This is a genomic window from Salicibibacter halophilus (assembly GCF_006740705.1).
GTDB classification, from domain to species: Bacteria; Bacillota; Bacilli; order Bacillales; family Marinococcaceae; genus Salicibibacter; species Salicibibacter halophilus.
Genome location: NZ_CP035485.1, coordinates 2,663,736 through 2,685,697 on the forward strand (window position 1 = coordinate 2,663,736; position 21,962 = coordinate 2,685,697).

At 43.7% G+C, this 21,962-nt stretch carries 22 protein-coding genes; 14 read left to right on the plus strand and 8 right to left on the minus strand.

Features of this window, described 5'->3' with window-relative positions; translation table 11 throughout:
- Positions 1 to 51 precede the first annotated feature (51 nt).
- From EPH95_RS12995 to EPH95_RS13015, 5 genes are all read left to right on the plus strand, one after another.
- Positions 52 to 771 carry a cytochrome c biogenesis CcdA family protein gene (locus tag EPH95_RS12995; RefSeq protein ID WP_142090498.1) on the plus strand — a complete coding sequence of 240 codons (720 nt, stop codon included), beginning with the start codon at positions 52 to 54 and terminating at the stop codon, positions 769 to 771.
- Between the two features lie 67 nt (positions 772 to 838).
- On the plus strand, positions 839 to 2,485 hold the full coding sequence (resB, locus tag EPH95_RS13000; RefSeq protein ID WP_142090499.1) for a cytochrome c biogenesis protein ResB: 1,647 nt from the start codon (positions 839 to 841) through the stop codon (positions 2,483 to 2,485).
- Positions 2,486 to 2,522: 37 nt separating this feature from the next.
- Complete coding sequence (gene ccsB / locus EPH95_RS13005; RefSeq protein ID WP_142090500.1) at positions 2,523 to 3,713, plus strand: c-type cytochrome biogenesis protein CcsB; 1,191 nt, start codon at positions 2,523 to 2,525, stop codon at positions 3,711 to 3,713.
- 100 nt (positions 3,714 to 3,813) lie between these two features.
- Positions 3,814 to 4,368 (plus strand): thiol-disulfide oxidoreductase ResA, encoded by a 555-nt coding sequence (resA, locus tag EPH95_RS13010; RefSeq protein ID WP_142090501.1) that lies wholly within the window; start codon positions 3,814 to 3,816, stop codon positions 4,366 to 4,368.
- 121 nt (positions 4,369 to 4,489) lie between these two features.
- A complete protein-coding gene (locus tag EPH95_RS13015; RefSeq protein WP_142090502.1) occupies positions 4,490 to 5,011 on the plus strand; it encodes a TlpA family protein disulfide reductase in 522 nt (173 codons plus the stop codon).
- A gap of 246 nt (positions 5,012 to 5,257) precedes the next feature.
- Here EPH95_RS13015 and EPH95_RS13020 read toward each other — a convergent pair whose 3' ends face one another.
- Positions 5,258 to 5,593, minus strand: a complete 336-nt coding sequence (locus EPH95_RS13020; RefSeq protein WP_227003907.1) for a cytochrome b5 domain-containing protein — start codon at positions 5,591 to 5,593, stop codon at positions 5,258 to 5,260.
- Positions 5,594 to 5,860: 267 nt separating this feature from the next.
- Complete coding sequence (locus EPH95_RS13025) at positions 5,861 to 6,634, minus strand: C40 family peptidase (RefSeq protein WP_142090503.1); 774 nt, start codon at positions 6,632 to 6,634, stop codon at positions 5,861 to 5,863.
- 309 nt (positions 6,635 to 6,943) lie between these two features.
- Between EPH95_RS13025 and EPH95_RS13030 the strand changes: the two genes are divergently transcribed.
- On the plus strand, positions 6,944 to 7,888 hold the full coding sequence (locus EPH95_RS13030) for a metal ABC transporter solute-binding protein, Zn/Mn family (RefSeq protein ID WP_142090504.1): 945 nt from the start codon (positions 6,944 to 6,946) through the stop codon (positions 7,886 to 7,888).
- A 412-nt stretch (positions 7,889 to 8,300) separates the two neighbouring features.
- On the opposite strand, the gene EPH95_RS19275 is transcribed toward EPH95_RS13030, so the two are convergent.
- From EPH95_RS19275 to EPH95_RS13045, 3 genes are all read right to left on the minus strand, one after another.
- Positions 8,301 to 9,455 carry an ISL3 family transposase gene (locus EPH95_RS19275; protein WP_227003908.1) on the minus strand — a complete coding sequence of 385 codons (1,155 nt, stop codon included), beginning with the start codon at positions 9,453 to 9,455 and terminating at the stop codon, positions 8,301 to 8,303.
- A gap of 223 nt (positions 9,456 to 9,678) precedes the next feature.
- Positions 9,679 to 10,539 carry a prolipoprotein diacylglyceryl transferase gene (lgt, locus tag EPH95_RS13040; protein WP_142090505.1) on the minus strand — a complete coding sequence of 287 codons (861 nt, stop codon included), beginning with the start codon at positions 10,537 to 10,539 and terminating at the stop codon, positions 9,679 to 9,681.
- 259 nt (positions 10,540 to 10,798) lie between these two features.
- Positions 10,799 to 11,209: a rhodanese-like domain-containing protein gene (locus tag EPH95_RS13045; RefSeq protein ID WP_142090506.1), complete on the minus strand. Its 411-nt coding sequence runs from the start codon at positions 11,207 to 11,209 to the stop codon at positions 10,799 to 10,801.
- A 273-nt stretch (positions 11,210 to 11,482) separates the two neighbouring features.
- Between EPH95_RS13045 and EPH95_RS13050 the strand changes: the two genes are divergently transcribed.
- The 5 genes from EPH95_RS13050 (at position 11,483) to EPH95_RS13065 (ending at position 13,989) form a co-directional block, all read left to right on the plus strand.
- On the plus strand, positions 11,483 to 12,124 hold the full coding sequence (locus EPH95_RS13050) for a ferric reductase-like transmembrane domain-containing protein (RefSeq protein WP_142090507.1): 642 nt from the start codon (positions 11,483 to 11,485) through the stop codon (positions 12,122 to 12,124).
- A gap of 20 nt (positions 12,125 to 12,144) precedes the next feature.
- Positions 12,145 to 12,399, plus strand: coding sequence for a ZIP family transporter (locus EPH95_RS19820; protein ID WP_405127387.1), 255 nt, complete (start codon positions 12,145 to 12,147; stop codon positions 12,397 to 12,399).
- Between the two features lie 5 nt (positions 12,400 to 12,404).
- Positions 12,405 to 12,995, plus strand: a complete 591-nt coding sequence (locus EPH95_RS13055) for a ZIP family metal transporter (RefSeq protein WP_405127388.1) — start codon at positions 12,405 to 12,407, stop codon at positions 12,993 to 12,995.
- Between the two features lie 122 nt (positions 12,996 to 13,117).
- Complete coding sequence (locus EPH95_RS13060; RefSeq protein WP_142090508.1) at positions 13,118 to 13,681, plus strand: hypothetical protein; 564 nt, start codon at positions 13,118 to 13,120, stop codon at positions 13,679 to 13,681.
- Between the two features lie 98 nt (positions 13,682 to 13,779).
- A complete protein-coding gene (locus tag EPH95_RS13065) occupies positions 13,780 to 13,989 on the plus strand; it encodes a hypothetical protein (RefSeq protein WP_142090509.1) in 210 nt (69 codons plus the stop codon).
- Between the two features lie 165 nt (positions 13,990 to 14,154).
- Here the strand turns inward: EPH95_RS13065 and EPH95_RS13070 are convergent, their stop codons facing one another.
- Positions 14,155 to 14,430 carry a thioredoxin family protein gene (locus tag EPH95_RS13070; protein WP_142090510.1) on the minus strand — a complete coding sequence of 92 codons (276 nt, stop codon included), beginning with the start codon at positions 14,428 to 14,430 and terminating at the stop codon, positions 14,155 to 14,157.
- A 380-nt stretch (positions 14,431 to 14,810) separates the two neighbouring features.
- On the opposite strand from EPH95_RS13070, the gene EPH95_RS13075 reads away from it, so the two are divergent.
- On the plus strand, positions 14,811 to 16,040 hold the full coding sequence (locus tag EPH95_RS13075; protein WP_142086371.1) for an IS110 family RNA-guided transposase: 1,230 nt from the start codon (positions 14,811 to 14,813) through the stop codon (positions 16,038 to 16,040).
- 133 nt (positions 16,041 to 16,173) lie between these two features.
- Here the strand turns inward: EPH95_RS13075 and EPH95_RS13080 are convergent, their stop codons facing one another.
- Both EPH95_RS13080 and EPH95_RS13085 read right to left on the minus strand, forming a co-directional pair.
- Positions 16,174 to 16,584 carry a MerR family transcriptional regulator gene (locus tag EPH95_RS13080; RefSeq protein ID WP_142090511.1) on the minus strand — a complete coding sequence of 137 codons (411 nt, stop codon included), beginning with the start codon at positions 16,582 to 16,584 and terminating at the stop codon, positions 16,174 to 16,176.
- A gap of 100 nt (positions 16,585 to 16,684) precedes the next feature.
- Entirely contained in the window at positions 16,685 to 18,871 is a 2,187-nt protein-coding gene (locus tag EPH95_RS13085) for a copper-translocating P-type ATPase (RefSeq protein WP_142090512.1), read from the minus strand.
- A gap of 321 nt (positions 18,872 to 19,192) precedes the next feature.
- Here EPH95_RS13085 and EPH95_RS13090 point away from each other — a divergent pair, with 321 nt between their 5' ends.
- Together EPH95_RS13090 and EPH95_RS13095 are read left to right on the plus strand one after the other, a co-directional pair.
- Positions 19,193 to 19,519, plus strand: coding sequence for a (2Fe-2S) ferredoxin domain-containing protein (locus tag EPH95_RS13090; protein ID WP_142090513.1), 327 nt, complete (start codon positions 19,193 to 19,195; stop codon positions 19,517 to 19,519).
- 23 nt (positions 19,520 to 19,542) lie between these two features.
- Complete coding sequence (locus EPH95_RS13095) at positions 19,543 to 21,960, plus strand: heavy metal translocating P-type ATPase (protein ID WP_142090514.1); 2,418 nt, start codon at positions 19,543 to 19,545, stop codon at positions 21,958 to 21,960.
- Positions 21,961 to 21,962 lie beyond the last annotated feature (2 nt).

Genomic DNA, 21,962 nt, shown 5'->3' on the forward strand with positions numbered 1-21,962 from the left:
GCAAACGTAAGTCGTTGATCATACATCAATGTTGGAGGAGGGTCTCGTTATATGGATGATGTGTCGCTCGGCCTTGCTTTTGCGGCAGGCCTCATATCTTTCTTTTCCCCTTGTATTTTCCCGTTGCTTCCGGCTTATTTGGCTCAACTGACCGGCACTGACGTTTCATCGGGAGCCATCAATGCGGAGCGGCGGCTGATTTTCACCCGCAGCATCGGATTTATTCTTGGCTTTACGATTATTTTCTTGCTGCTTGGATTATCCTCAACCCTTATCGGGTCATGGTTTAATCAGTACAGTACAGCCATTATGCAAATGGGCGGGATCATCATTATTTTATTTGGGCTACAAATGAGTGGGCTTATTTCCATTCGTGCCTTACTGACCGAGAAAAAAGTAGCCAAAACCCCTAAAAAGGCTTCGAGCTTTTCCGGTTCGGTGCTGTTTGGTCTGGTATTTGCAGCTGGATGGACCCCTTGTATTGGCATCACCCTCGGTTCCATTCTCACGCTTGCGGGAGCATCCGGAAGTATGCTAACCGGGTCAACCATGCTATTTGTTTATTCCATGGGGCTAGGGGTACCATTCATAGCAGTTTCGCTCCTTTATGCGCAATCTTTCCAGAAGCTTAACGCCATCAATCGTTTTTTACCGGCTATTCAAAAAGGGGGAGGGGTCGTTATGATTATCCTGGGCATCCTTCTTCTCACAGGTTATTTCGAGACGATCGCAATGTATTTAGGGCAGTATGTCCCGTCCTGGATGATATAAATGGTTGTGGTTATGAGAAATTCTTTCAAAAAACTGATCATCTATGAAACTAAATTTATGGGGGCTCATGATGAACAAAAATTGCGAGTGTGGACGAGTCAACCCTTACGGCACAGAAGTATGTGGATCATGTGGTAAACCACTGGCAGACCCTGATTCGAACCGACTGCTCAACATGCGTTACGAGGGTGCCGCACGTCGTTCCCAAATATATAGCACATCCATTATCGATAAAATCTGGAATTTCTTTTCGTCTGTCAAAGTAGGGATAGGCATTATAATTGTAACACTAATTGTCTCTTCCCTCGGAACCATTTTTCCGCAAGAGATGTTTATGCCGCCCGGCGAAACGCCGGAAGTGTATTATGAAGAGGAGTACGGAGGATTAGGCCAAGCTTATTATGCTTTAGGGTTGCACAATATGTATGGATCTTGGTGGTATATGTTGTTGATTGCTGCGCTGGGCATATCGATCATCATTGCTAGTATCGATCGTTTTTTTCCATTATATAAAGCTTTGAAATCGCAGCGTGTAACAAGACACAAAAGTTTTATGAAACGTCAGCGTATTTTTGGGACAAGTCGGGTGGAGGATGTCGACCACACGTTTCAAGCAGCCCAAGATCTATTGAAAAAGAAGCGCTACAACATCCGGGAAGAAAACGGCCATATACTGGCGGAGAAAAACCGTTGGGCACGGTGGGGACCTTATGTGAATCACATCGGGTTGATTATATTTTTAATCGGGGCATCGCTTCGGTTTTTCCCTGGCATGTATGTAGATGAAAATATGTGGATTCGTGAAGGCGAGACCGAAGTGGTCCCTGGCACATCCGGTGAATATTACGTTGAGAATCAGGGATTCACGTACGAAGAGTTCGATGAAGATGATGAAATTTTTGCGGATGGCATGGAAGCAAGTGCCGCCCTTCAGTTTGAAGAAACTTTTCGAACAGACGCAGTATTATATAGACCAGAAGGCCCTCTGGGCGTCGATCAAGAGCTCGAAGAAGTCGATCGGCATCCGATCGAAGTCAACGATGCCTTCCACTTCGATGATTACACGCTTTATCAAGTGGACTATAAATTGGATGAGTTAAAAGAACTGAGTTTTGAAGTTGAGGACACGGAAACCGATGAGGTGTTGGGTTCCTTTACCGTAGATTTAAATGACCCGGATGATACGTATGCCCTTGATAATGGGGAGGATGTTCGCATTAATAGCTACTTCCCGAATTTCTATATGAATGATGAGGGCATGCCAACAACGGAAAACGATGTCCCGGATAATCCGGCATTCATTTTTGAAATGGCGAACCCGGATACAGAAGCATTAGACCACACTTTTCTCGGTATTCAAGCGAATTACAATGTGAGCCCTGATCAAGAAGAGAATCGGTACGAGTTTTCGTTAGATGGTCTTGATACTAATGATTTAACAGGTCTTACCGTTCGAAAAGATAACACCATTCCCTATCTTAGTGTTGGAGGGGCCATTTTCCTTATCGGTCTTGTACAAGGATCTTATTGGCCACATCGTCGCATTTGGTTGCAACGAAACGACGGAGAGGTTTGGCTCGCTGCTCATACGAATAAACACTGGGCACCCCTGAAAAAAGACATCGATGCGATCACGAAAGAGACAGGCATTACGGCGCCTCGGGATCAAATCGATGATGAATATGAGAAGGGAGAGGAGAAGGACAATAGCTAAGGTTCACTCTTAATGAGAGGATAGGAGGTAAATAAAGATGAGTTTGAGCATGATCCTACTCACGATCGCATTCTTTTTCTATTTAGTTGCGACGGTTTTATACGCGGTGTCTGTGACAGGGCGAAAATGGAGGAATAAAGAAGGCTGGGTAACGGGAAATAACTGGGGTCTTTTCGGGTATATAACAGCCATTGGTGGCCTCGTTTTTGCCTTAGGGTATTTCGTGACCAGATGGATCACGGTCGGGTTTGCCCCGGTAAGTAATATGTTCGAGTATCTCACATTTTTTGGTATTACGTTAAGCCTCGCTTTTGTGATCATCTATGGCATATATAGAAGTAACGTCCTTGGTGTCATTACATTGCCTGTTGTGATGCTCATGATTGGGTATGCCACAGTATTTGTAACTGATTATCAACCACTACAACCGGCTTTACAAACCTATTGGCTTGAGATTCACGTGTTAACAACAGGGTTGGCTCAGGGAATTCTTGCCGTTAGTTTTGGGGCAGGGGTCATTTACCTTCTACGGACAATCGATTTAAAAGAAAAAAAAATGACCAAAAGGACGTTTGGCGTCGAGTTTATTATGTACACCTTTATGACTCTTTTTGCCTTCATCGTTTTGACCAACGCGTTTAACGCATTCGGTTATGAAGCTCAATTTGCTTATGTCAATGAATTTGAAGAACCAGCCGAAATCATTTATGATCTTCCCCCGATATTTGGCCCGAACGAGGGAGAGTTGCTCTCTTCAGATCGTATGGAGCCTTGGTTCGAAATGCCCGATTGGATTGATAGTGATTCCTTGAACACAACAGCATGGGCTTTTGGTTCTGGTCTCGTTTTATTTGGGGCGGTTCGTTTAATCACGAGGAGACGTATAGGGACTCTTTTACAACCATTCGTGAAAAGGGTCAATCCGGACTTAATGGATGAAATAAGCTATCGTGCCATAGCAATTGGGTTCCCACTTTTTGCATTAGGAGGGCTTGTTTTTGCCATGATCTGGGCTCAAATTGCTTGGACAAGGTTTTGGGGGTGGGATCCGAAAGAAGTGTGGGCACTCATTACCTTTCTCTTCTATGCAGCTTACCTGCACTTACGGTTGAACCGCAGTTGGCAAGGGGAACCTTCTGCTTGGTTGGCTGTTATTGGTTTCGCGATTATCATGATTAATTTAATATTCGTCAACCTTGTTATTGCAGGTCTTCACTCTTATGCTTAGAATCAAAAGCATCTTTGACAAGGTATCCATGCAGAGAGAACACGTCTAGGAAACGCCTAAAAGCGCCATCAATGGCAATCTATCAATAGTGAGGTGGACTATGGATAAAGAGGAAAGAGCTAAACGTAAACGACGGCGCCTATGGATGCGTACGGCTGTGTTAATGACGCTGGCTGTCGTTGTTTCTTACGTGTTTTACACCAATTTTGTTCACACGGAGGAGGCGGTTTCTGAAGGAGATCAAGCCCCCAATTTCACGCTGATCAATATGGATGGTGAAAGGGTAGAGCTTGCCGATTATGAAGGGCAAGGCGTATTTCTTAACTTTTGGGGCACCTATTGCCCACCATGTGAAGAAGAAATGCCTTATATGGAAGATCAACATCAGGCGTATTTGGATGATGATGTTGAAATTCTTGCCGTAAATGTGGGGGAATCCGAGTTGACCATTGATCGATTTGTTGATCGTCTTCAGTTAACTTTCCCTATCCTCATGGATGAAAATAGCGATGTGATGGATTATTATGGTGTCGGGCAACTCCCGGCAACCTATATGATTGATGAAAACGGGGAGGTTGTTCACATTCGCGTAGGTGGCATGAGTGAAGAACACGTCCAAGATTTTATGCAAATGGTCGACCCTACAGCTTCTTAACAACGGTCGTAATCGATTAAAAATCTAATCCTGACAGCGTAGAGTTATTTCAATGGTTAGATGACCCGGAAGGTGGAAAGGTGCTAATCTCCTTAGAAAGCGGGTCGACGGGGGAATACGAATGGTTCGAAAAGTAAGCAGTATAGGAGCTCTTCTGATTGCAACGTTGGTGATGGGAGCAATCATCTATAATTCTGTTTCTTCTCCACCGATGGGTGTCAACCAGGGAGAAAAAGCCCCGGATATGGAGTTGCCGAAAGCCGAAGGAGAGAGTATGAGTTTAAACGATGTACGTGGCACATTTGTCATTATGAATTTTTGGGCTTCTTGGTGTGAACCCTGCATTCGAGAATTTCCTCTGCTTGATCAAGTCCATCAGGAATTTAATGACGATGAGGTAAATGTGCTAGCGGTCAATATGTCATCGTTTGAGCGTACGATGGATGAAGCAATGGAATTTTTAGATGAGCGACCAGTCACTATGCCTATCCTCTTCGACCAGGATGGGGAAATGGCTGATGCGTATCAAGTCGCCGGTCTTCCAACCACGTATTTGATTAATGAAGAAGGCATTATCGTTGATATCATTATGGGAGAAGTGACCGAAGAAATGCTTATGGAGAGACTCCAACCTTTCTTATGACTAGCAATAGATTTCGATTAAAAGTCCATCTTGTAAGACATTGTGACAGTACATTTCCTAACATGCCTTATTCCGCAATCGCGCTTATATTCTTGAACAGTCATTCTCGCTTCGTTCGTATTATGAGTTTAACCAGTCATTTCTGGTTGAACTCATAATACAAAGGGCGTAATTGCGGAACATTCCCTAAAAAATACCCTTTGGAATCATCTTATCCAAAGGGTTAAACTTCGCAACTAATTGTTATTATTCTTCTAGTGTACCAACAGTTGGTAAGTCTTCCAATACATCAGTTCCATGTGGAGCTTCTTCAATTTCTTCTGTGTGGTCATCACCAGCCTCTAATCCACCAGCGGGGGCGTGTTCTCCACCTTCCCATTCATCAACATCTGTAACGTCGTAAACGACTCCATCAACCGCTACATAAGCATCGTTTCCATCGTGCCCATCATATTCTTCAAGTTCTTCCAAAGTAAATTCTCGATCTTCTTCAGTTTCATCTCCTTCATCCGCTGCTTCTTCTCCGCCACAAGCAGCAAGTAGCATGACTGAGCTGCCAAGAATCATCAATAATTTATTCACAGAATACCTACTCCTTAAGTTAAATAGATACTAATGGTTTCTCCATACACATAATATAACATTTCGAATTTGGTCCTAAATAGACATTTCATAGATTTGTCAGCTTTAATTCAAATGGGATTTTATATTTATAAGTGATAGACATAAGAAACTGTATCTCTCCCTAATAGTTTGAATAAGCACTGATAGGTTACAATGTAATAAAAAGGATTATTCAACAATCGTTGTTATGAGTACATCATAGCAACAGCTAATTTTTGTGAGGAATTATTGCATGGTTTTGGTTCCGATGATGTGCTCTTGCCAATAATCACTGGTAATGTCAGCTTGAACAACACCTTCACTCCCTGCGTGAATCATTTGGTTATCCCCGATATATATGCCACTGTGTGAAGCTCCTGTCATATCATACGTGCCTTCGAAAAACACAACATCCCCAATGCTCATAGACGTTACGTGTTCCCCATCGTTCTCCCACATCTCTGCATGAGTTCGAGAGACATCGATGCCATTTTGATCAAACACATAATTGATAAAGCCGCTGCTATCAAATCCATCAGGCGTTGTGCCGCCCCATTGATAAGGCGTTCCCAGTACACTCTCAGCTGTTGCAGCAATATCTGAATCTGAAGAAGCAGGATCTTGGTTTTCTGAATCTTCATTTGACGGATCACCATTACTTGAAGTGTCTGGTTCTAATGCCTGATATGTATTTGGGCCGGCTATTCCATCTATAACAAGGCCTTGATCGCTTTGATACTCTTTAACAGCATTTTCTGTTTCAGAACCAAACGTTCCATCGACTTGAACAGCGTACCCTTGATTACTTAACTCAGACTGTAATTGCTCCACTTCACTACCTTGGTCATCTCTTAGGAGATAGTTTTGTGAAGCGCCCATGTTTTCCTCTGTGTAATAATCTTGTTTGCTATGATCATCCTCGTCTGGCTCAGCGTATGCGGAGACACTTTCACTCCACATCGGTGCAAACATAACAACTGTCACGAGTGATGAAGATAAAAATAGTTTTCTCATGTTCATTTAAAATTCCTCCCTATTTTTGTATTCCTAAATTAAAATAACAAGAAAATATGGAGAAACTATGAGTATACTATTACTGTATGATTACAAGTATCTCCCTTCATAATATTTTCAGTAGATATAGCGCCATCATCCCAATCACGCGCGTAAAGTTTTTGGGATATCCATAAACTGAGCCCTTTATGCTTCTCTATGAAAGTAGTTGATTACCCTAGATTAAAGGAAGATTTTAAAAAGACCTTGACAGGATCAATGTGTTTCTCTAATCTTAAATCGTAATCATTACTATTTGAAAGGGTGTTTATTTGGATGCGGAAACCATGTATGATGATCATCATTTCCGGCATAGCACTTGCCGGTTGCCAAGGGGAAAGCTTGGGTAACGAAAGGGAGGAGGATCCTTTACAGATTCACACGACGGTTTTCGCTTTGGAGGACTTTACGTCCAAAATCGGCGGCAGCGAAGTCAATGCCGAAACCATCTACCCGCCGAACGCAGACGCGCATTCCTTTGAACCGACAGCTAATGAGTTGATCCAACTCGCGGAAAGCGATGCCTTTATCTATTCCGGCGTAGGTATGGAAGGCTTTGTTGAAACAGCCGAAGATATGCTCGCTGATGAGGGTGTGGCTATGGTCCCTGCGGGCGAAGGCATTGAACTAATTGGCAACGACCATGACCATGATGATGATCATGACCATGAACAAGATCACGAGGCTGAACATGAGGATGGCGACCCGCATATTTTTTTGGATCCGGTCCGTAGTATAGACGTTGCGGAGAATATTAAACATACACTTATCGAGTTGCGGCCGGAACAGGAAGCTTATTTTACGGAAAACTATGAAGCGCTACGTGATGATTTGGAAACGCTCGATCAAACGTTGGAATCGACGTTTGCAGAGGCCGATCGTGATGAGTTGATTGTCTCCCATGCTGCTTATGGCTACTGGGAAGATCGTTACGGATTAGAACAATTGAGCGTTCTAGGTCTTTCCCCTAATGAAGAGCCGTCCCAATCAGAGCTTGCCGAAATCGTCGAAATCGCGGAAGAAGAGGATATCGGCTACGTCGTTTTTGAAAATAACGTGAGCAGTTCCGTCACCGAAGTGATTCAGGAGGAAATCGGCGCAGAAAGCCTGGTGCTTCGAAACTTGGAATCCATTTCCGAAGAAGACATGGAGAATAATGAAGACTATTTCAGCATAATGGGAAAAAATATTGAGACGTTGCAGACGGCGTTAAATGAGTAGAGTAGCGCTTGGAGGACCCTTTATTTGGAAAGGTCCTTGCCTTTTCCAGTGCATCTGAGAAGAAGGTTTTTTCCAATTCAAGGTGCGCCGAGTCCTCGATTTGGAAAAAGAAACAAGAGTGCTTGTTAGATGCGGGTTTAAAGAATGTTTCAGAAAAAAATGCCTGCCATTAGGAAAGATGAAAAAATTTTAGGGAAAGTAAAGAATGAGCTGATTTCCCCTACAAATCTTTGACAAAAGGAAACAGCCAAAAAAAACCAGCATTGTTGCGGTTCCTTGGCTGTTTTTGTTGATTTCGCAAAACTTAGGACTATTTTTGCTTCAAATCGCTTGGAGGATCATCTTTGGCTATTTGTCTTCATTTTACCTCTTCTCATTTCGGCTCAACACCAAAATCTATGGTTGACTAAGCTCATATTTCCATATATTGATTCATGTAGTCTTCATTACATTCAACAAGAATGCGTTGGTGGTAAACATTAGGATTTCTCGTGAAATAATGACGCCGTTGAAGCGCTTTGATTTTGTTATGCCGCCCTTCAACAACGGCATTCGTGTAGCGTAAACGATGATAATTAACAATCTCTTTCTCCCAGTTCTTCAAGGTTTTCAGACATTCTTCGCTCGCTTGGTGCTGGATGGCATGCCCTTGTTTGTACCATTTTTGGAGTGTTATGGCCGCTTGCTTGGCATTTGTACTAAGGTCATACCATTCGATAAAGGCTTCCTTCCACTCGTACGCTTGGGCGAGTGTTGGATGGTAATGAATAATGGTTTGCACAGTTGCTAGTTCTTTGTCTGATAACTCATCTCCGCGCTTTGCCAGAAGCCGATGATTCCTTTTCAGTTTTTTCCGAGCGTGCGGGGGCAATCCTTTCTGCACATCGCGGCGAACGTCTTGAAGGGCTTCGGTCACATAGCGATTCACATGGAATCGATCAACAATCCGAATAGCCCGGGGGAACCAGGAACCGATCACTTGGTGATAAGTGAAACTCATATCCATGACGACGGCGACGGGATTCAAAACATGGAGAAACGGATGCGCTTCGGCATACGTGTGTAAATCTTCTTTTTTTCGCCCAGAGATGATATCGAGCATACTTCCGCCTTTTAAGTCATGGATCCCGGTGTTATAGGTATGGCCCTTACGGATCGCAAAATCATCGATCCCTAAAACCAAGCCCTGTCGATCCATCGCATCTTGAAAGCATGTCTGTTGCGTTGCTTCACTTTCGATTTGGATACCGACCTTAAAGAAACGTTCGACCGTTGTGTAAGGGGCTTCTTCAAATCTTGCCAAGCTTTTTACGGTTGTCCCGTGGCCTTTTTGAAGGCATTGGTTTTGAAAGGCGATCGTATAACGCTTTTTCGGAGCTACAAAATCATATTGCCATACAAAGTTAGCCCCGCAGTTTTGACACTCCAAAGCAATCGCCTGGAGCAACAAGTAGGTGTGTGAAACACCCATGGATAAATGACGAACACAGCGTTTATATGGTGTCCCGTTTCGTTTCACCTGTTCCGAGTGACAAATCGGACAAGGTTGGATACGATCGATAGGCATTATCTCAAAGATTATGTTCTTCTCGTTATCGAGATAACTTTGTTTAATATCGATGGCTGGAAGTCCGAGCAATTGCTTGATACAATGATTGTGCACCTGATCACCCCACTATGGTTTTTGGTCGCACATTCATCATAGCAAGGGTGACGGGTGCTTTTCATTTATTTGGGTTTATTACCATATTTGTCCTTAGTTTTCAGCCATAGATTTTAGTGAAGACCCCTCATTTCTTATTCTTATTTTTTTTCCTATTCTTTTTCTTCGGTGGATCATCGGATAAATACCTGATCCTAGATAAGCCTGTTTTTCTTCGATAAATGATAGTGATGACACCACCGACAATTAAAACAATGGAAATGACTTGTGCCGTACGCAGGAGGTCAAAGATCATTAAACTGTCCGTACGTAATCCTTCAATGAAGAAACGACCAAATGAGTACCAAATAACGTACGTGAGAAAAAGCTCACCACGCCTCAAGTTGACTCTTCGTAAATAAAGAAGAATCCCAACCCCGATAAAACTCCAAATGGATTCATATAGAAAAGTTGGATGATAGTAGCTGCCATCAATGAGCATTTGATTGATAATCCAATTCGGAAGCATAAGGTTTTCAAGAAATTGCCTCGATACCTCTCCGCCATGAGCCTCTTGGTTTATAAAATTGCCCCAGCGCCCAATGGCTTGCCCAAGTAAAATACCCGGAGCTGCAATATCTGCAACTTTCCAAAAAGAATAGCCTCGAATTTTTGCAAATACATACCCAGTAAGAACGCCACCAACTAGCCCACCGTGGATCGCAAGGCCACCTTCCCAGATTGCAATTATTTGTCCTGGGTTTTCCAAATAATAATCCAAGTTGAAGATGACATAATACATCCTTGCAAAAACCAGTGCAACTGGAACTGCCCAGATGAGTAAGTCTGCGATAAAGTCTTTTGGAAGTCCACGACGTATGGCTTCACGGTTGACTAATACGTACCCTAGTAAGGCACCAAGAATGATAATAACGCCATACCAATATATCGGCCAGCCGAAGATTTCAAAGGCAACGGGGTTTAATGGTTGTACATTAGAAAGCAGCATTTTCTTCACTCATTTCTAGGCATTTGATCAAAAATTCCATGAACTTGACAATAAGTTGTATGAGAATTTTCTTTCCCGAATAGATAGTTTTACCTGTGTAATAGCATTAAGGTATTTACAAATTCTAAAACTACGACTTACGTTAAGACAAAAATGTGATCCTATATTACACGCAATATAAGATCACAAAATCATACCATCACTTAATGCTCACCAAACGGCGACCATGGGCTTTTCCACGTTAGGGCAATGGTAGTCGTTAATTTGTTTCCAGTGGCCCTTCCCAAACGGCCATTCCTCCACCAAAATTGGCGACATCATCAAATCCTTGATTAACAAGAAAGTCCGCACTATCAACCCCCATGCTCCCTGTGTGGCAAATTAAGATGATACGGTTGTTATCGCTCAATTCGTTATAACGTTGTTGAAATTCATCGTAAGGAATATGAATCGCACCGGGGATATGTCCTTCGTCGTAAAGCTCTTTTTCACGCAAGTCAACCAATTCAACGTTTTCCTTACCAATCTCTGCACTCACCTTGTTTTGGTTAATCTCTACCCACTCCCCTGTTTCCTCGGCTTCAGGTTCAACTGTAAATGGGTTAAACGTTAGAAGAAACACTAAAGTTATTACCGTCAAAACAATGGGTATGATATATTTACCCCGCAATTGCTCCCCCCCTTTATAAATATCCAGATGATGAAGTTATTGACCCTTTAACATTCAATGTATGCCCCCTTACTGAGGAATCATTGTGTTTTTCTCCTTTTATCATTCCTCATCTTTCCTCATAGTTCTAGTGTAGGTGAAAAAAGTGAAGAAAAAATGAAGTATTTTTATGAAAGATACAAAAGCTGCCGGTGTTCCATAGATCTCCATAGTTTTTTCATATATTTTTTCTATACTGATAAAAAAACGTATGGAAAGGGATGAAAGAAAAGAATGAGCCGAGCGATCAAAAAACATATTACCTTGTTCATTGTAACCGTGGCACTTATGGCTTTCTTTCTCTTTTTAAGAAGAGAATGGGATCCGATGCATGCCTGGAACCGTGCTTTTGCCGACATATCTGTTCTTTACATCGTAGCGATTCTCCTTCTTGGATCCTCTTCAAAGTTCAGCAACAGCATGAAATTATTGCTGCACTGGAGGAAACAGTTGGGAATTTGGGTGGCCATAACGGCTTTTGCTCATGTTTACATTATTTTTGACGGTTGGATTATGTGGGACTTCATGAGGCTGTTCTTTGTCTTTAATCCCATGACAAATAGTTATGATATTGATCCAGGCTTTGCCATCGGTAACCTTATTGGCATAGTGGCCTTGGTTTATTTATTTGCACTTTTCATGACCTCGAATAAAAAGAGTATAAAAGTGCTTGGTCGAGAAGGTTGGAAATACCTCCAACAGCGTGTGCACCTATATTATATTTTGGTCGTTCTACACACGGTTTATTTCTTGTTCTTTCACATCCCGTTACCAAATTTTGCTCGAATTCCATTTCTATTTTTAATTGTTATCGTGTGGGCTGCACATATCTTTGGTTTTATTAAAGTCCTTTCGGAGAGGAATCAAAAAAATTAGCTGGTTTGAAACCTAAATAAATGACAATCTCCATTGGAATGATGCAAAAGCTTTTACCTATCTTTTGTGGAGATTTTTTTGAAGCGCAGGAGGCCTTAACAAGCGCTATAGGGGAGGAGATCGGAAGTTGGCTGACGGTGGGTGGGTTCTTTGCCGGTATGTTGCTGGGGGCGTTGATCGACAAGCTCGTTCTTAATCAAGGCAACCCTCATAAAGTGAAAAAAGTAGAAGAGATGGATCAATCTCCCCCCAATCGGCCAGAAATCCGGAACTAATGAGAATGGGGGGGTTCACCGCACTTGCCATAACCATTCACAACTTTCCGGAAGGCATTGTTGCCTTTACCGCGGCTTTACAAGAACCTACGATCGGCGTTGCCATAGCGATCGCAGTTTCCCTTCACAATATCCCGGAAGGCATCAGAGTATTTATCCCCATATATTATGCAGCAGGAAGCAGAAAGAAAGCACTTTTGTATCCATTCTTGTCAGGGTTATCAGAGCCCCTCGGTGCGGTGGTCGCATTTATGGTCTTGATGCCTTTATTAAATGATATTCTGTTCGGCATCGTATTTGCTTCCGTTGCCGGGATTATGTTTTTATCTCATTGGATGGGCTCATTCCTGCGGCTGAAAAATATAATAAAGAGCATTCCTCGATTTATGGGTTTTCGTACGGCTGTCACGGCGTTTAGCTTGCAGTGCTTTCCTGAAAGAGGAAAAAAGCTACCTTGTGAGTATGTGATTTATAGCGTGCACTTTTCATCCGGTCTAATTGACTGTGAAACAGATTCCCTATTTGAGTTTAATATACATTACCCCCCTAATGCATTTTTGCATTTATCATATGTTGATATTATAGCCATAAAATAGTGGTAAAGGACAAGGAGTATGATTAAATGATTACGGGGTATATGTATATAATTGGTTTCTTATCCATACATCTGGGTTTCATTTTTTCCATTTATTTTTTTAGCAGATATAAAGGTAGCCTTATGGTCAATATGATGATGACCATGGCTTTGGCCATGGTATTTGGCTTGTCATTAGGTTTTTTCATCGGAATCGTTCTTCATGGAAATTTGTTATATTCGACCTTGTTCAGCATAACCTTTGCTGGAATCACCGGATTTATTCTCGGTATACGCTTACATGTGCTAGCGAGTATTGAAGGGCTTTTTTCCGGGATCATGGCAGGGATGATGGGAACAATGGTTATAGAAATGCTCACGATTTCGGAAGGGGCAGCCCTCCTGTTGATCAGCTTGTTATTGCTAATGGGCACCACAATGTTTTGTATTCGCCACGTCCTTCAGGAAAGATTTTCAACTTTCATTCAAAAATATGATTATGTCCTGCTCGTTGCAACGTGTATGTTAATGCTACTCACATTCTGGACCTTCCCCTTTTCAAGTATGGAAAAGCAACCACCCCCGCAACACGAGGAAAACCATCATATAATGATGATCGGCGAATCGGAAAAAAATCCAATTAATGAGGAGGAAGACATTCTGCCAAATACAATCTACCCCCTCAGAACGAGCTATAGAATAGCGTAGTGGGAATCATGACTTTCATGGTGTCTTCAAAGATTCTCCATATTTATTTGTTATGATTTGTGTTGAGTACGAGGATAAAAAGAAGGGAGGGATTCCGCATGAAAAACAAAAAGTTCTTACTCATTCCATCACTTGCTATTGCTGCTGTCTTGGTCGCAACCCCGATCGGTATTACATGGGCATCTGGAGATCATAGTGAAGGCGGTATGATGAATGGAATGATGATGGATGCTATGAATTCCCCAGAGGGTGAAAAGATGATGAATGCTTGTCAGGATTTCATGTTTTCCAATAGCGGATCAGATTAACTGGAGATTGAAAGTCTGATGGGTGCTCTCAGCTGCAGAAAAAATAGCCAAACTTAACTGAAGCCCTATGATTGAAAATCAGAATCAGCTCATGCATAGCATAAAAGGCGCAATCCTAGATTAAAGGAAAGCGCCTGATTACGTGTAACCTTGTTTCTGATAAATTTATTTACCTAGTATCTCTGCTTCTAAAGTATTGAAGTTAACGCCGTTGTTATTGCAGCAATCCGCTAATTTCCCGTCAATAGCAACCGATGGGACCGATTTAACCCCATACTCTTTAGCTTTATCATCACATTCGTCGGTGTCACATTTCTTATTCAAATCATACACAACAACTTCATGCTCAGCACTATATTGCGTAAGGTCTTTGACTTGTTTTACAGTCCCTTCACAGATAGGGCAACCTGACGTAAATACTTCAACTAATTTTTTAGCCATCTTCGATCTCTCCTCGTATAGTAAGTTTAAGCCCTTCAAATCTTGGGCAAATTCCACAAGATATTTTGTAGATTCATATGGTTTTTCCTTGGATGTCTCTAGATATTTCTAGATAATGATCATAGGATCATTTGGGACAATTCTTTTCTCTCCTGTGGTTCGACCACAACTAAAGACTGTCTCTCAGTGTACGTGCGGCACTTCCTACTCGCAGGCTGAGCCCTCGGCCTCTTGAACTCAGGGGAAGCAGCCCCTGGGGCGGCTTTCAATGCCGATGGAGTTCTGATACACGAGGTTGATGATCGGCGTTCACACTAGAGATATCTCGAGGCGTCCAAAGAACGACCGAATGATTCTACAATGAAAGGAGGAATCCCCCCATGCGAATGTTTGTCGGGCTTGACGTTAGCTCGTTTGATATGAAAGTGTGTGTGCTTGATCAAGAAGGTGATCAGCTTTCGGTTTTTACGGTTTCCAATGACTGGCCGGGTGCCCAGGTGCTCAAAGAACGGTTGCTCGAGCTCTTGGCCGATACAGAGGTTGACATCCTAAAGATCGGTCTGGAGTCCACATCCGTCTACAGTTTTCATCCATCCATGTTCTTGCATGATGACGATGATTTAAAACCCTATGGCGCCCAAGTCTTTGTGATCAATCCGAAGCAGATCGCCAACTTTAAAAAGAGCTTCGCAGACATGAACAAGACCGATGAGATTGACGCCTTTGTGATCGCCGATTATATGCGTTTCGGGCGCAATCAGATGTCCGTTGTCAAAGAAAGCCAATACGTGGCTCTCCAGCAGTTGACACGTTCGCGTTATCACTTGACCAAAGCGATGACGAAAGAGAAACAACACTTCTTGCAGCACTTGGAGTATAAATGCAACACCTTTTCCAAAGAAGTGGATTCATCGGTGTTTGGCCATGCTATGATGGAACTCTTTCTTGAAAAATACAGCCTGGATGAACTTGCCCAGCTTCCGCTTGAGGACCTGGCTCGGTTTCTTCAAGAGAAAGGGAGAAATCGTTTTCCCGATCCGGAAGCTGTCGCCGCATCCATCCAGAAAGCCGTCCGTTCATCGTACCGATTGGACAAAGTGGTCGAAGATTCCATCGATGTACTTTTAGGAACGTCCATTGAGCTCATTCGTTCCTTCCAAAAGCAAATCAAGGCGATCGATCAGTCCATTACTCGAATCATGAAAGGACTGACGCAGACGCTGGAATCAATCCCGGGCATTGGTCCGGTCTTCGCCGCAGGCATCATTGCCGAACTCGGTCAGATTGACCGGTTTCCCGATGAAACAAAAATAGCTAAATATGCGGGACTGTACTGGCGAAAACACCAGTCCGGGCGGTTTACCGCCGAAGATACTTCACTGACACGTCAAGGGAACCATTATTTGCGTTATTACCTCGTTGAAGCCGCCAACTCGGTACGAAGGCAAATTCCGGAATACCAAGTCTTTTATCAGAAGAAGTATCAAGAAGTCCCGAAACATCAACACAAACGTGCACTCGTGCTCACGGCAAGAAAACTCGTGCGATTGGTGGATGCGCTGCTACGCAAAAACCAACTCTTTACGCCAGAAAGGGGCGTGAACCTCTGACCGACATCGGCTGAGGGCTAGCCTTTCATTTTACCAGTATTTTACATTTTATTACTGGTGTTGTTCAGTGCGCGCTTTTTTCGCCTAAATGTCCTTTGACAACTTCATTTACTGTGATTTTGAACTTGACATATTACCGCAGGTCTTTAGATAGGTTTGTAATGATTGGACACTGGTCTTTAGGGACACCTGAACCCGGACAATTTGCTGCTAATTCTTCTAATAATGATTTCATGTGAATAAATTCGTTTATTTTCGAGTCAATTTCTTGGATTTTATTATTTGCAAATTCGTACATATCTTCTGAACGAAAGTTTTCGTTATGAGAAGCTAATAGCAGCTTTTTAATTTCTTCAAGACTAAATCCAACATTCTGGGCACGTTTAATAAATTGAATGTCTTGTACCACCTCTTTCGGAAACATTCTGTAGCCAGATTTTGTCCGAGGAGGTTCAGAAATAAGCTCACGTTTTTCATAATACCTTACTGTTTCAACATTAACGTTCGAGGCATTTGCTAATTGACTTACCGATAAACCATTCATTCCTTTCCCTCCTCGGTTATTATGGTAAAGTCTGTACCCTGATACAAAGTCAAGGCACGTAATTCGATTTTCATCCGATTGCTTATAGAGCCAAGAGTATTTACTTCATTTTGAGCGTCTGGGCATTGATCGCTACGATGACGGTACTCAGTGACATGAGGACCGCACCTAAGGCTGGATCAAGGAGAAAACCCCATGTAGCAAGCACACCTGCTGCGAGTGGAATCGCCACAATGTTATAGCCGGCGGCCCACCAAAGGTTTTGAATCATCTTGCGATAAGTGACTCTTGACAGATCGACAATGGATACGACATCGAGGGGGTCACTATTGACGAGTACAACATCGGCTGTTTCCATGGCGACGTCTGTACCTGCTCCAACGGCGACGCCGAGATCGGCATTTGCAAGTGCGGGTGCATCATTAATGCCATCCCCGGTCATACCAACCCGTTTTCCGTCAATCTTTAGTTCTTTAACTTTTTCTGCTTTTTCATGAGGAAGGACTTCGGCAATGACTTGATCGATACCAATCTGTTTGGCCACTTCCTGGGCCACTTTTTCGTTGTCACCGGTTAGCATCACGGTTTCGATGCCGATTTGGTGCAATCGCTCAACGGCTTCCTTGGCGGATTCTTTGACGACGTCAGCTAAGGCAATGGCACCGAGTAATGTTTGCTCCTGAAGGACAAAAACAACGGTTTTGCCTGTTTCGGCCAGTTTGGAAAAGTCTCTCTCATCGTAGCTGATTCCTTCCCTTTGCAGATAACCCGGACTAACGACCGAAATTGTCTTGCCGTCAATTTTTCCGGTAATGCCTGCGCCAGTCATCGAATCAAAAGCTTCCGGTTGAGGAATATCGATGTTTTCTTCTCTTCCTTTTGCAACAACCCCGGCAGCAATCGGGTGCTCCGATTGTGATTCAAGGGAAGCCGCCAGCCTTAGTAGTTCCTCTTCGGATACATCCTTCTCCGGGAGAATGTCTGTAACTCCGAATTCCCCATGCGTGAGTGTTCCGGTCTTATCAAAAATCATCGTGTCTATCCTTCTGGCACTTTCAAATCCGATGCGGTTTCTAATAAATAACCCTTTCTGAGCTGAAATCCCTGTGGAACGCGCGGCTACTAACGGAATCGCGAGACCGAGGGCGTGCGGACAAGAAATAACAAGCACGGTGACCATTCGGGTGACCGCGAACTCTGTGCTCACACCAAGTCCCATCCAAGTGCTGAAGGTCACGATTCCGGCAACAACAGCAACATAGAACAACAGTTTTGCGGCGCGATCCGAAAGCATCTGTGTTTTTGATTTGCTTTCCTGTGCCTCTTTGACGAGTTGAACGACTTGCGATAAATACCCTTCGTCACTCGTTTTGGAGACTTCGATCGTTAACGATCCAGAGGAGTTGATGGCTCCCCCGATGACTTCGTCCTCTTCTCCTTTTTCAACCGGTTCAGACTCCCCGGTAAGCATCGATTCATTGATCGAGGATTTTCCTTTTAAAATGTGTCCATCTGCCGGTATTTTCTCGCCCGGCTTAATAAGAAGACGATCTCCCTTTTTAAGCTCAGATACAGCGACGGATGTTACCTGATCGTTATCATCGAGTTTATTGGCTTCTTGAGGCATCAGCTCCACAAGAGATTCAAGGGAATCGGAAGCTTTCATGACGGATTTCATCTCGATCCAATGACCAAGAAGCATGATGGCAATCAATGTTGCTAGCTCCCAAAAGAAATCCATCCCCTCAAGGCCGAAGACCGTAGCGGCACTGTAGACATACGCAACAGTGATGGCAAAGCCGATGAGCGTCATCATCCCCGGGGATTTATCTTTGATCTCATTTACAAGACCCGTTAAGAAAGGCCAACCGCCGTAGAAGAAGACGATGGAGGCCAAGATGAGCTCAACGGCTGTATCGCCGGGAAATGCAACGGTATAGTTAAAAAACATCTGGATCATATCGGACAATATGATAATGGGTATAGCCAAAATAATCGTGACGAAAAAGCGTTTCTTAAAATCAGCCATCATATCTTCATGATTGCCATGGCCGTGATGGCCGTGGCCGGAATGACCGTCATCCCCATGGCTGGAATGGTTCCCATGGCTGCTGTGATGAGCATGGTCGTCATGGTCACGGTTATGTTCATGGTCATGATCATGATGATCATGTTGGCTATGTGGCTCGTCATGATCATGGTTATGATGACCATCTTCGTGATGAGCATGATGGCCATCGTCTTTGTGATGGTGATGTTCATGCTCATGATGATCTTTATTCGACATTATATCCCCTCCTTATAATCAATATACCCAGTATAGGTATATAGTAAACATGCTTGTAGTCCTGTTAACGATAGCATTCGCCATTGATAAGATTTCTATAAGCTATGTTTTGATGAAGATTTAAACCACTTTATGATAGCGCATGGAGAAAAAACATATATGCGCTTGTCATAATAACAGGAAAGTGATCGTTTAAGGCTGCAATGAAAAAATATAATCTAACCATTTACATACCATATGGGGGTATGGTATATTGATTTCAGAAACTGATCTTCCCGATTTGTATATTGTTTCATTCGCCTTAACAGAAGGAGGGAGTGGATGGATTTACATGGCGTTTGTCACCATCTTCTACTGTGCAATGGGAAATCTTGCATCAGTAACGGTGCTGAAACAGTCACCAAGGCGATACGAAAAGACATCCGCGATCAAAACTTAACGGATACGATCCACACGACAAAAACGTTGTGTAATGGTCAATGCAAGTACGGTCCTATTGTTGTTTTATACCCTCAAGGGTATTGGTATCGTTCCATGACACCGACGCTTGGGAAAGCACTCGTGGGAAGCATTGGTACTCACCATCCGTTGAAACAATCTCTTCTTTATTCATACGCACGCAAAGGATTTCGATCAGAGCTTTTCTAACGAGGAGAAGGAGATGAAAACAAGTGGAACAAAAAGAAGCGTCCCTACAAATCGCAGGCATGACCTGTGCGGCTTGTGCCACAAAAATTGAGAAAGGTCTTGCCAAAATCGACGGGGTCAGCGAAGCAAATGTGAATTTTGCGATGGAAAAAACCAATGTTGTTTACGATCCCGATCAAACGGATGTCCAAGATTTTGAAGCGAAAATTGATAAACTTGGGTATCAAGTGATTCATGAAAATCAAACCTTTGATATTTCGGGCATGACCTGTGCGGCTTGTGCGACAAAAATTGAAAAAAAGCTCTCGAAAATGGAAGGAGTCTCTTCGGCAACGGTCAATTTTGCCATGGAGAATGCTTCCGTTGAATATGATAAAGGCCAAGTATCCGTCGGTAATATGATCGAAGGGATCCGCAAATTGGGATATACCCTTAAACCGCAACAATCACGGGAAGAATCAGCAAGTACGAAAGATCAAGAAATACGCAAGCAAACCGGCAAATTTATTTTTGCGGCGATTTTAACGTTGCCATTGTTTTGGACGATGGTGGCCCACTTTGAGTTTACGTCCTTCCTCTATATGCCGGATATGTTTATGAATCCTTGGGTGCAGCTAGCGCTTGCGGCTCCCGTACAGTTCTTCGTTGGGGCCCAGTTTTACAGTGGTTCCTACAAAGCCTTGAAAAACAAAAGTGCAAACATGGATGTATTGATTGCCCTCGGAACAACGGCGGCCTTTTTCTATAGCATCTTCTTGGGTTGGGAATGGTATGCCACTGGGCAACAAGGGATGCCGGAGCTTTACTTTGAGACGGCTGCCGTGATTATTACGCTCGTGGTCCTCGGGAAACTGTTTGAAGTACGTGCCAAAGGACGCACGAGCAAAGCGATTGAAAAGTTGCTCGGTATGCAAGCCAAAACGGCACACATCATTCGTAATGGCGAGGAAATGAAAGTCGCTATTGAAGAAGTGCTTGTGGGAGACACGGTTATGGTGCGCCCCGGAGAGAAAGTGCCGGTGGACGGAAGGATTCATGAAGGGCAATCGGCCATGGACGAATCGATGATCACTGGTGAAAGTATCCCGATTGACAAGAAACCAGGAGACGAGGTCATCGGGTCAACGATCAATAAGAATGGGCTTCTCAAAGTCGAAGCGACGAAAGTCGGGAAAGATACGGCGCTTTCCCAAATTGTGAAAGTTGTAGAAGAAGCGCAAGGAAGCAAGGCAAATGTCCAACGGACGGTTGATAAAGTGTCAGGGATTTTTGTGCCCGTCGTTGTCTTGTTTGCCATTGCAACGTTCCTTGTTTGGTATTTCGTGATCAACCCCGGGGATTTACGTTCAGCGTTAGTGCCCCTCATTACCATCCTCGTCATCGCTTGCCCCTGTGCGCTTGGATTAGCAACACCAACATCCATTATGGCAGGTACGGGTCGCTCTGCTGAAAATGGTGTGCTCTTTAAGGGCGGCGAGCACTTGGAAAACACACGTGGGATCCAAACGATCGTACTTGACAAGACGGGCACAGTGACAAAGGGAGAACCTGCATTGACAAATGTCGAAGTAGCTCCTGATTTCAATGAGGAATCAGTGCTTGCCATCGTCGGTGCCGTAGAGAAAAACTCGGAGCACCCCCTTGCAGAAGCGATGGTCAAAGGCATTGAAGAAAAAGGAATCTCGTTGCGAGAGAGCGAAGGTTTCGAAGCGTTGCCAGGATTTGGAGTGCGTGCCTTTGTCGATGGAGACGAAGTCCTTGTCGGGACACGCAAACTCATGCAAACATCTTCTGTCCCGATCGGATCTGCTGGTGATGAGATGTCCGTCCTCGAGAAAGAAGGAAAGACAGCGATGCTCATTGCTATTGACGGCAAGTATGCCGGGATGATTGCTGTTGCCGATACGGTGAAAGAAACGTCCCAAGCCGCGATTAAACGGCTGCATGACCTCGGCTTAGAAGTGGCTATGCTGACGGGAGACAATCAGCAAACGGCCGAAGCGATCGGCAAGCAAGTCGGAATTGACCGTGTGATTGCAGAAGTGGTTCCGGAACAAAAAGCCGAAGAAATTAAAAAGATCCAAGACCAAGGCAAAAAAGTTGCCATGGTTGGCGATGGCATTAACGATGCACCGGCACTCGCGGTCGCCGATATTGGGATGGCGATCGGAACAGGGACAGATGTGGCGATTGAATCCGCCGATATTACGCTTATGCGCGGCGACTTGCACAGTGTGGCTGATAGCGTGCAGCTCAGTACAAAAACGTTTCGCAACATTAAGCAGAACCTATTTTTTGCCTTCTTTTACAATACGGCATCCATCCCGATTGCCGCAGCCGGTCTACTTGCTCCATGGGTGGCCGGGGCAGCGATGGCCTTCAGTTCGGTATCCGTTGTATTGAATGCCTTGCGTTTGCAACGTTTGAAGTTAAGCCGATAAGG

Coding starts and splice junctions, on each gene's coding strand:
- EPH95_RS13070 (WP_142090510.1), bottom strand. CDS start 14,430: ATGGCTAAAAAATTAGTTGAAGTATTTACGTCAGGTTGCCCTATCTGT.
- EPH95_RS13050 (WP_142090507.1), top strand. CDS start 11,483: ATGAGCCGAGCGATCAAAAAACATATTACCTTGTTCATTGTAACCGTG.
- EPH95_RS13015 (WP_142090502.1), top strand. CDS start 4,490: ATGGTTCGAAAAGTAAGCAGTATAGGAGCTCTTCTGATTGCAACGTTG.
- EPH95_RS13090 (WP_142090513.1), top strand. CDS start 19,193: ATGGATTTACATGGCGTTTGTCACCATCTTCTACTGTGCAATGGGAAA.
- EPH95_RS19275 (WP_227003908.1), bottom strand. CDS start 9,455: ATGCCTATCGATCGTATCCAACCTTGTCCGATTTGTCACTCGGAACAG.
- EPH95_RS19820 (WP_405127387.1), top strand. CDS start 12,145: ATGACAATCTCCATTGGAATGATGCAAAAGCTTTTACCTATCTTTTGT.
- EPH95_RS13065 (WP_142090509.1), top strand. CDS start 13,780: ATGAAAAACAAAAAGTTCTTACTCATTCCATCACTTGCTATTGCTGCT.
- lgt (WP_142090505.1), bottom strand. CDS start 10,539: ATGCTGCTTTCTAATGTACAACCATTAAACCCCGTTGCCTTTGAAATC.
- EPH95_RS13060 (WP_142090508.1), top strand. CDS start 13,118: ATGGTCAATATGATGATGACCATGGCTTTGGCCATGGTATTTGGCTTG.
- EPH95_RS12995 (WP_142090498.1), top strand. CDS start 52: ATGGATGATGTGTCGCTCGGCCTTGCTTTTGCGGCAGGCCTCATATCT.
- ccsB (WP_142090500.1), top strand. CDS start 2,523: ATGAGTTTGAGCATGATCCTACTCACGATCGCATTCTTTTTCTATTTA.
- resA (WP_142090501.1), top strand. CDS start 3,814: ATGGATAAAGAGGAAAGAGCTAAACGTAAACGACGGCGCCTATGGATG.
- resB (WP_142090499.1), top strand. CDS start 839: ATGATGAACAAAAATTGCGAGTGTGGACGAGTCAACCCTTACGGCACA.
- EPH95_RS13085 (WP_142090512.1), bottom strand. CDS start 18,871: ATGTCGAATAAAGATCATCATGAGCATGAACATCACCATCACAAAGAC.
- EPH95_RS13025 (WP_142090503.1), bottom strand. CDS start 6,634: ATGAACATGAGAAAACTATTTTTATCTTCATCACTCGTGACAGTTGTT.
- EPH95_RS13080 (WP_142090511.1), bottom strand. CDS start 16,584: ATGAATGGTTTATCGGTAAGTCAATTAGCAAATGCCTCGAACGTTAAT.
- EPH95_RS13075 (WP_142086371.1), top strand. CDS start 14,811: ATGCGAATGTTTGTCGGGCTTGACGTTAGCTCGTTTGATATGAAAGTG.
- EPH95_RS13030 (WP_142090504.1), top strand. CDS start 6,944: ATGCGGAAACCATGTATGATGATCATCATTTCCGGCATAGCACTTGCC.
- EPH95_RS13055 (WP_405127388.1), top strand. CDS start 12,405: ATGGGGGGGTTCACCGCACTTGCCATAACCATTCACAACTTTCCGGAA.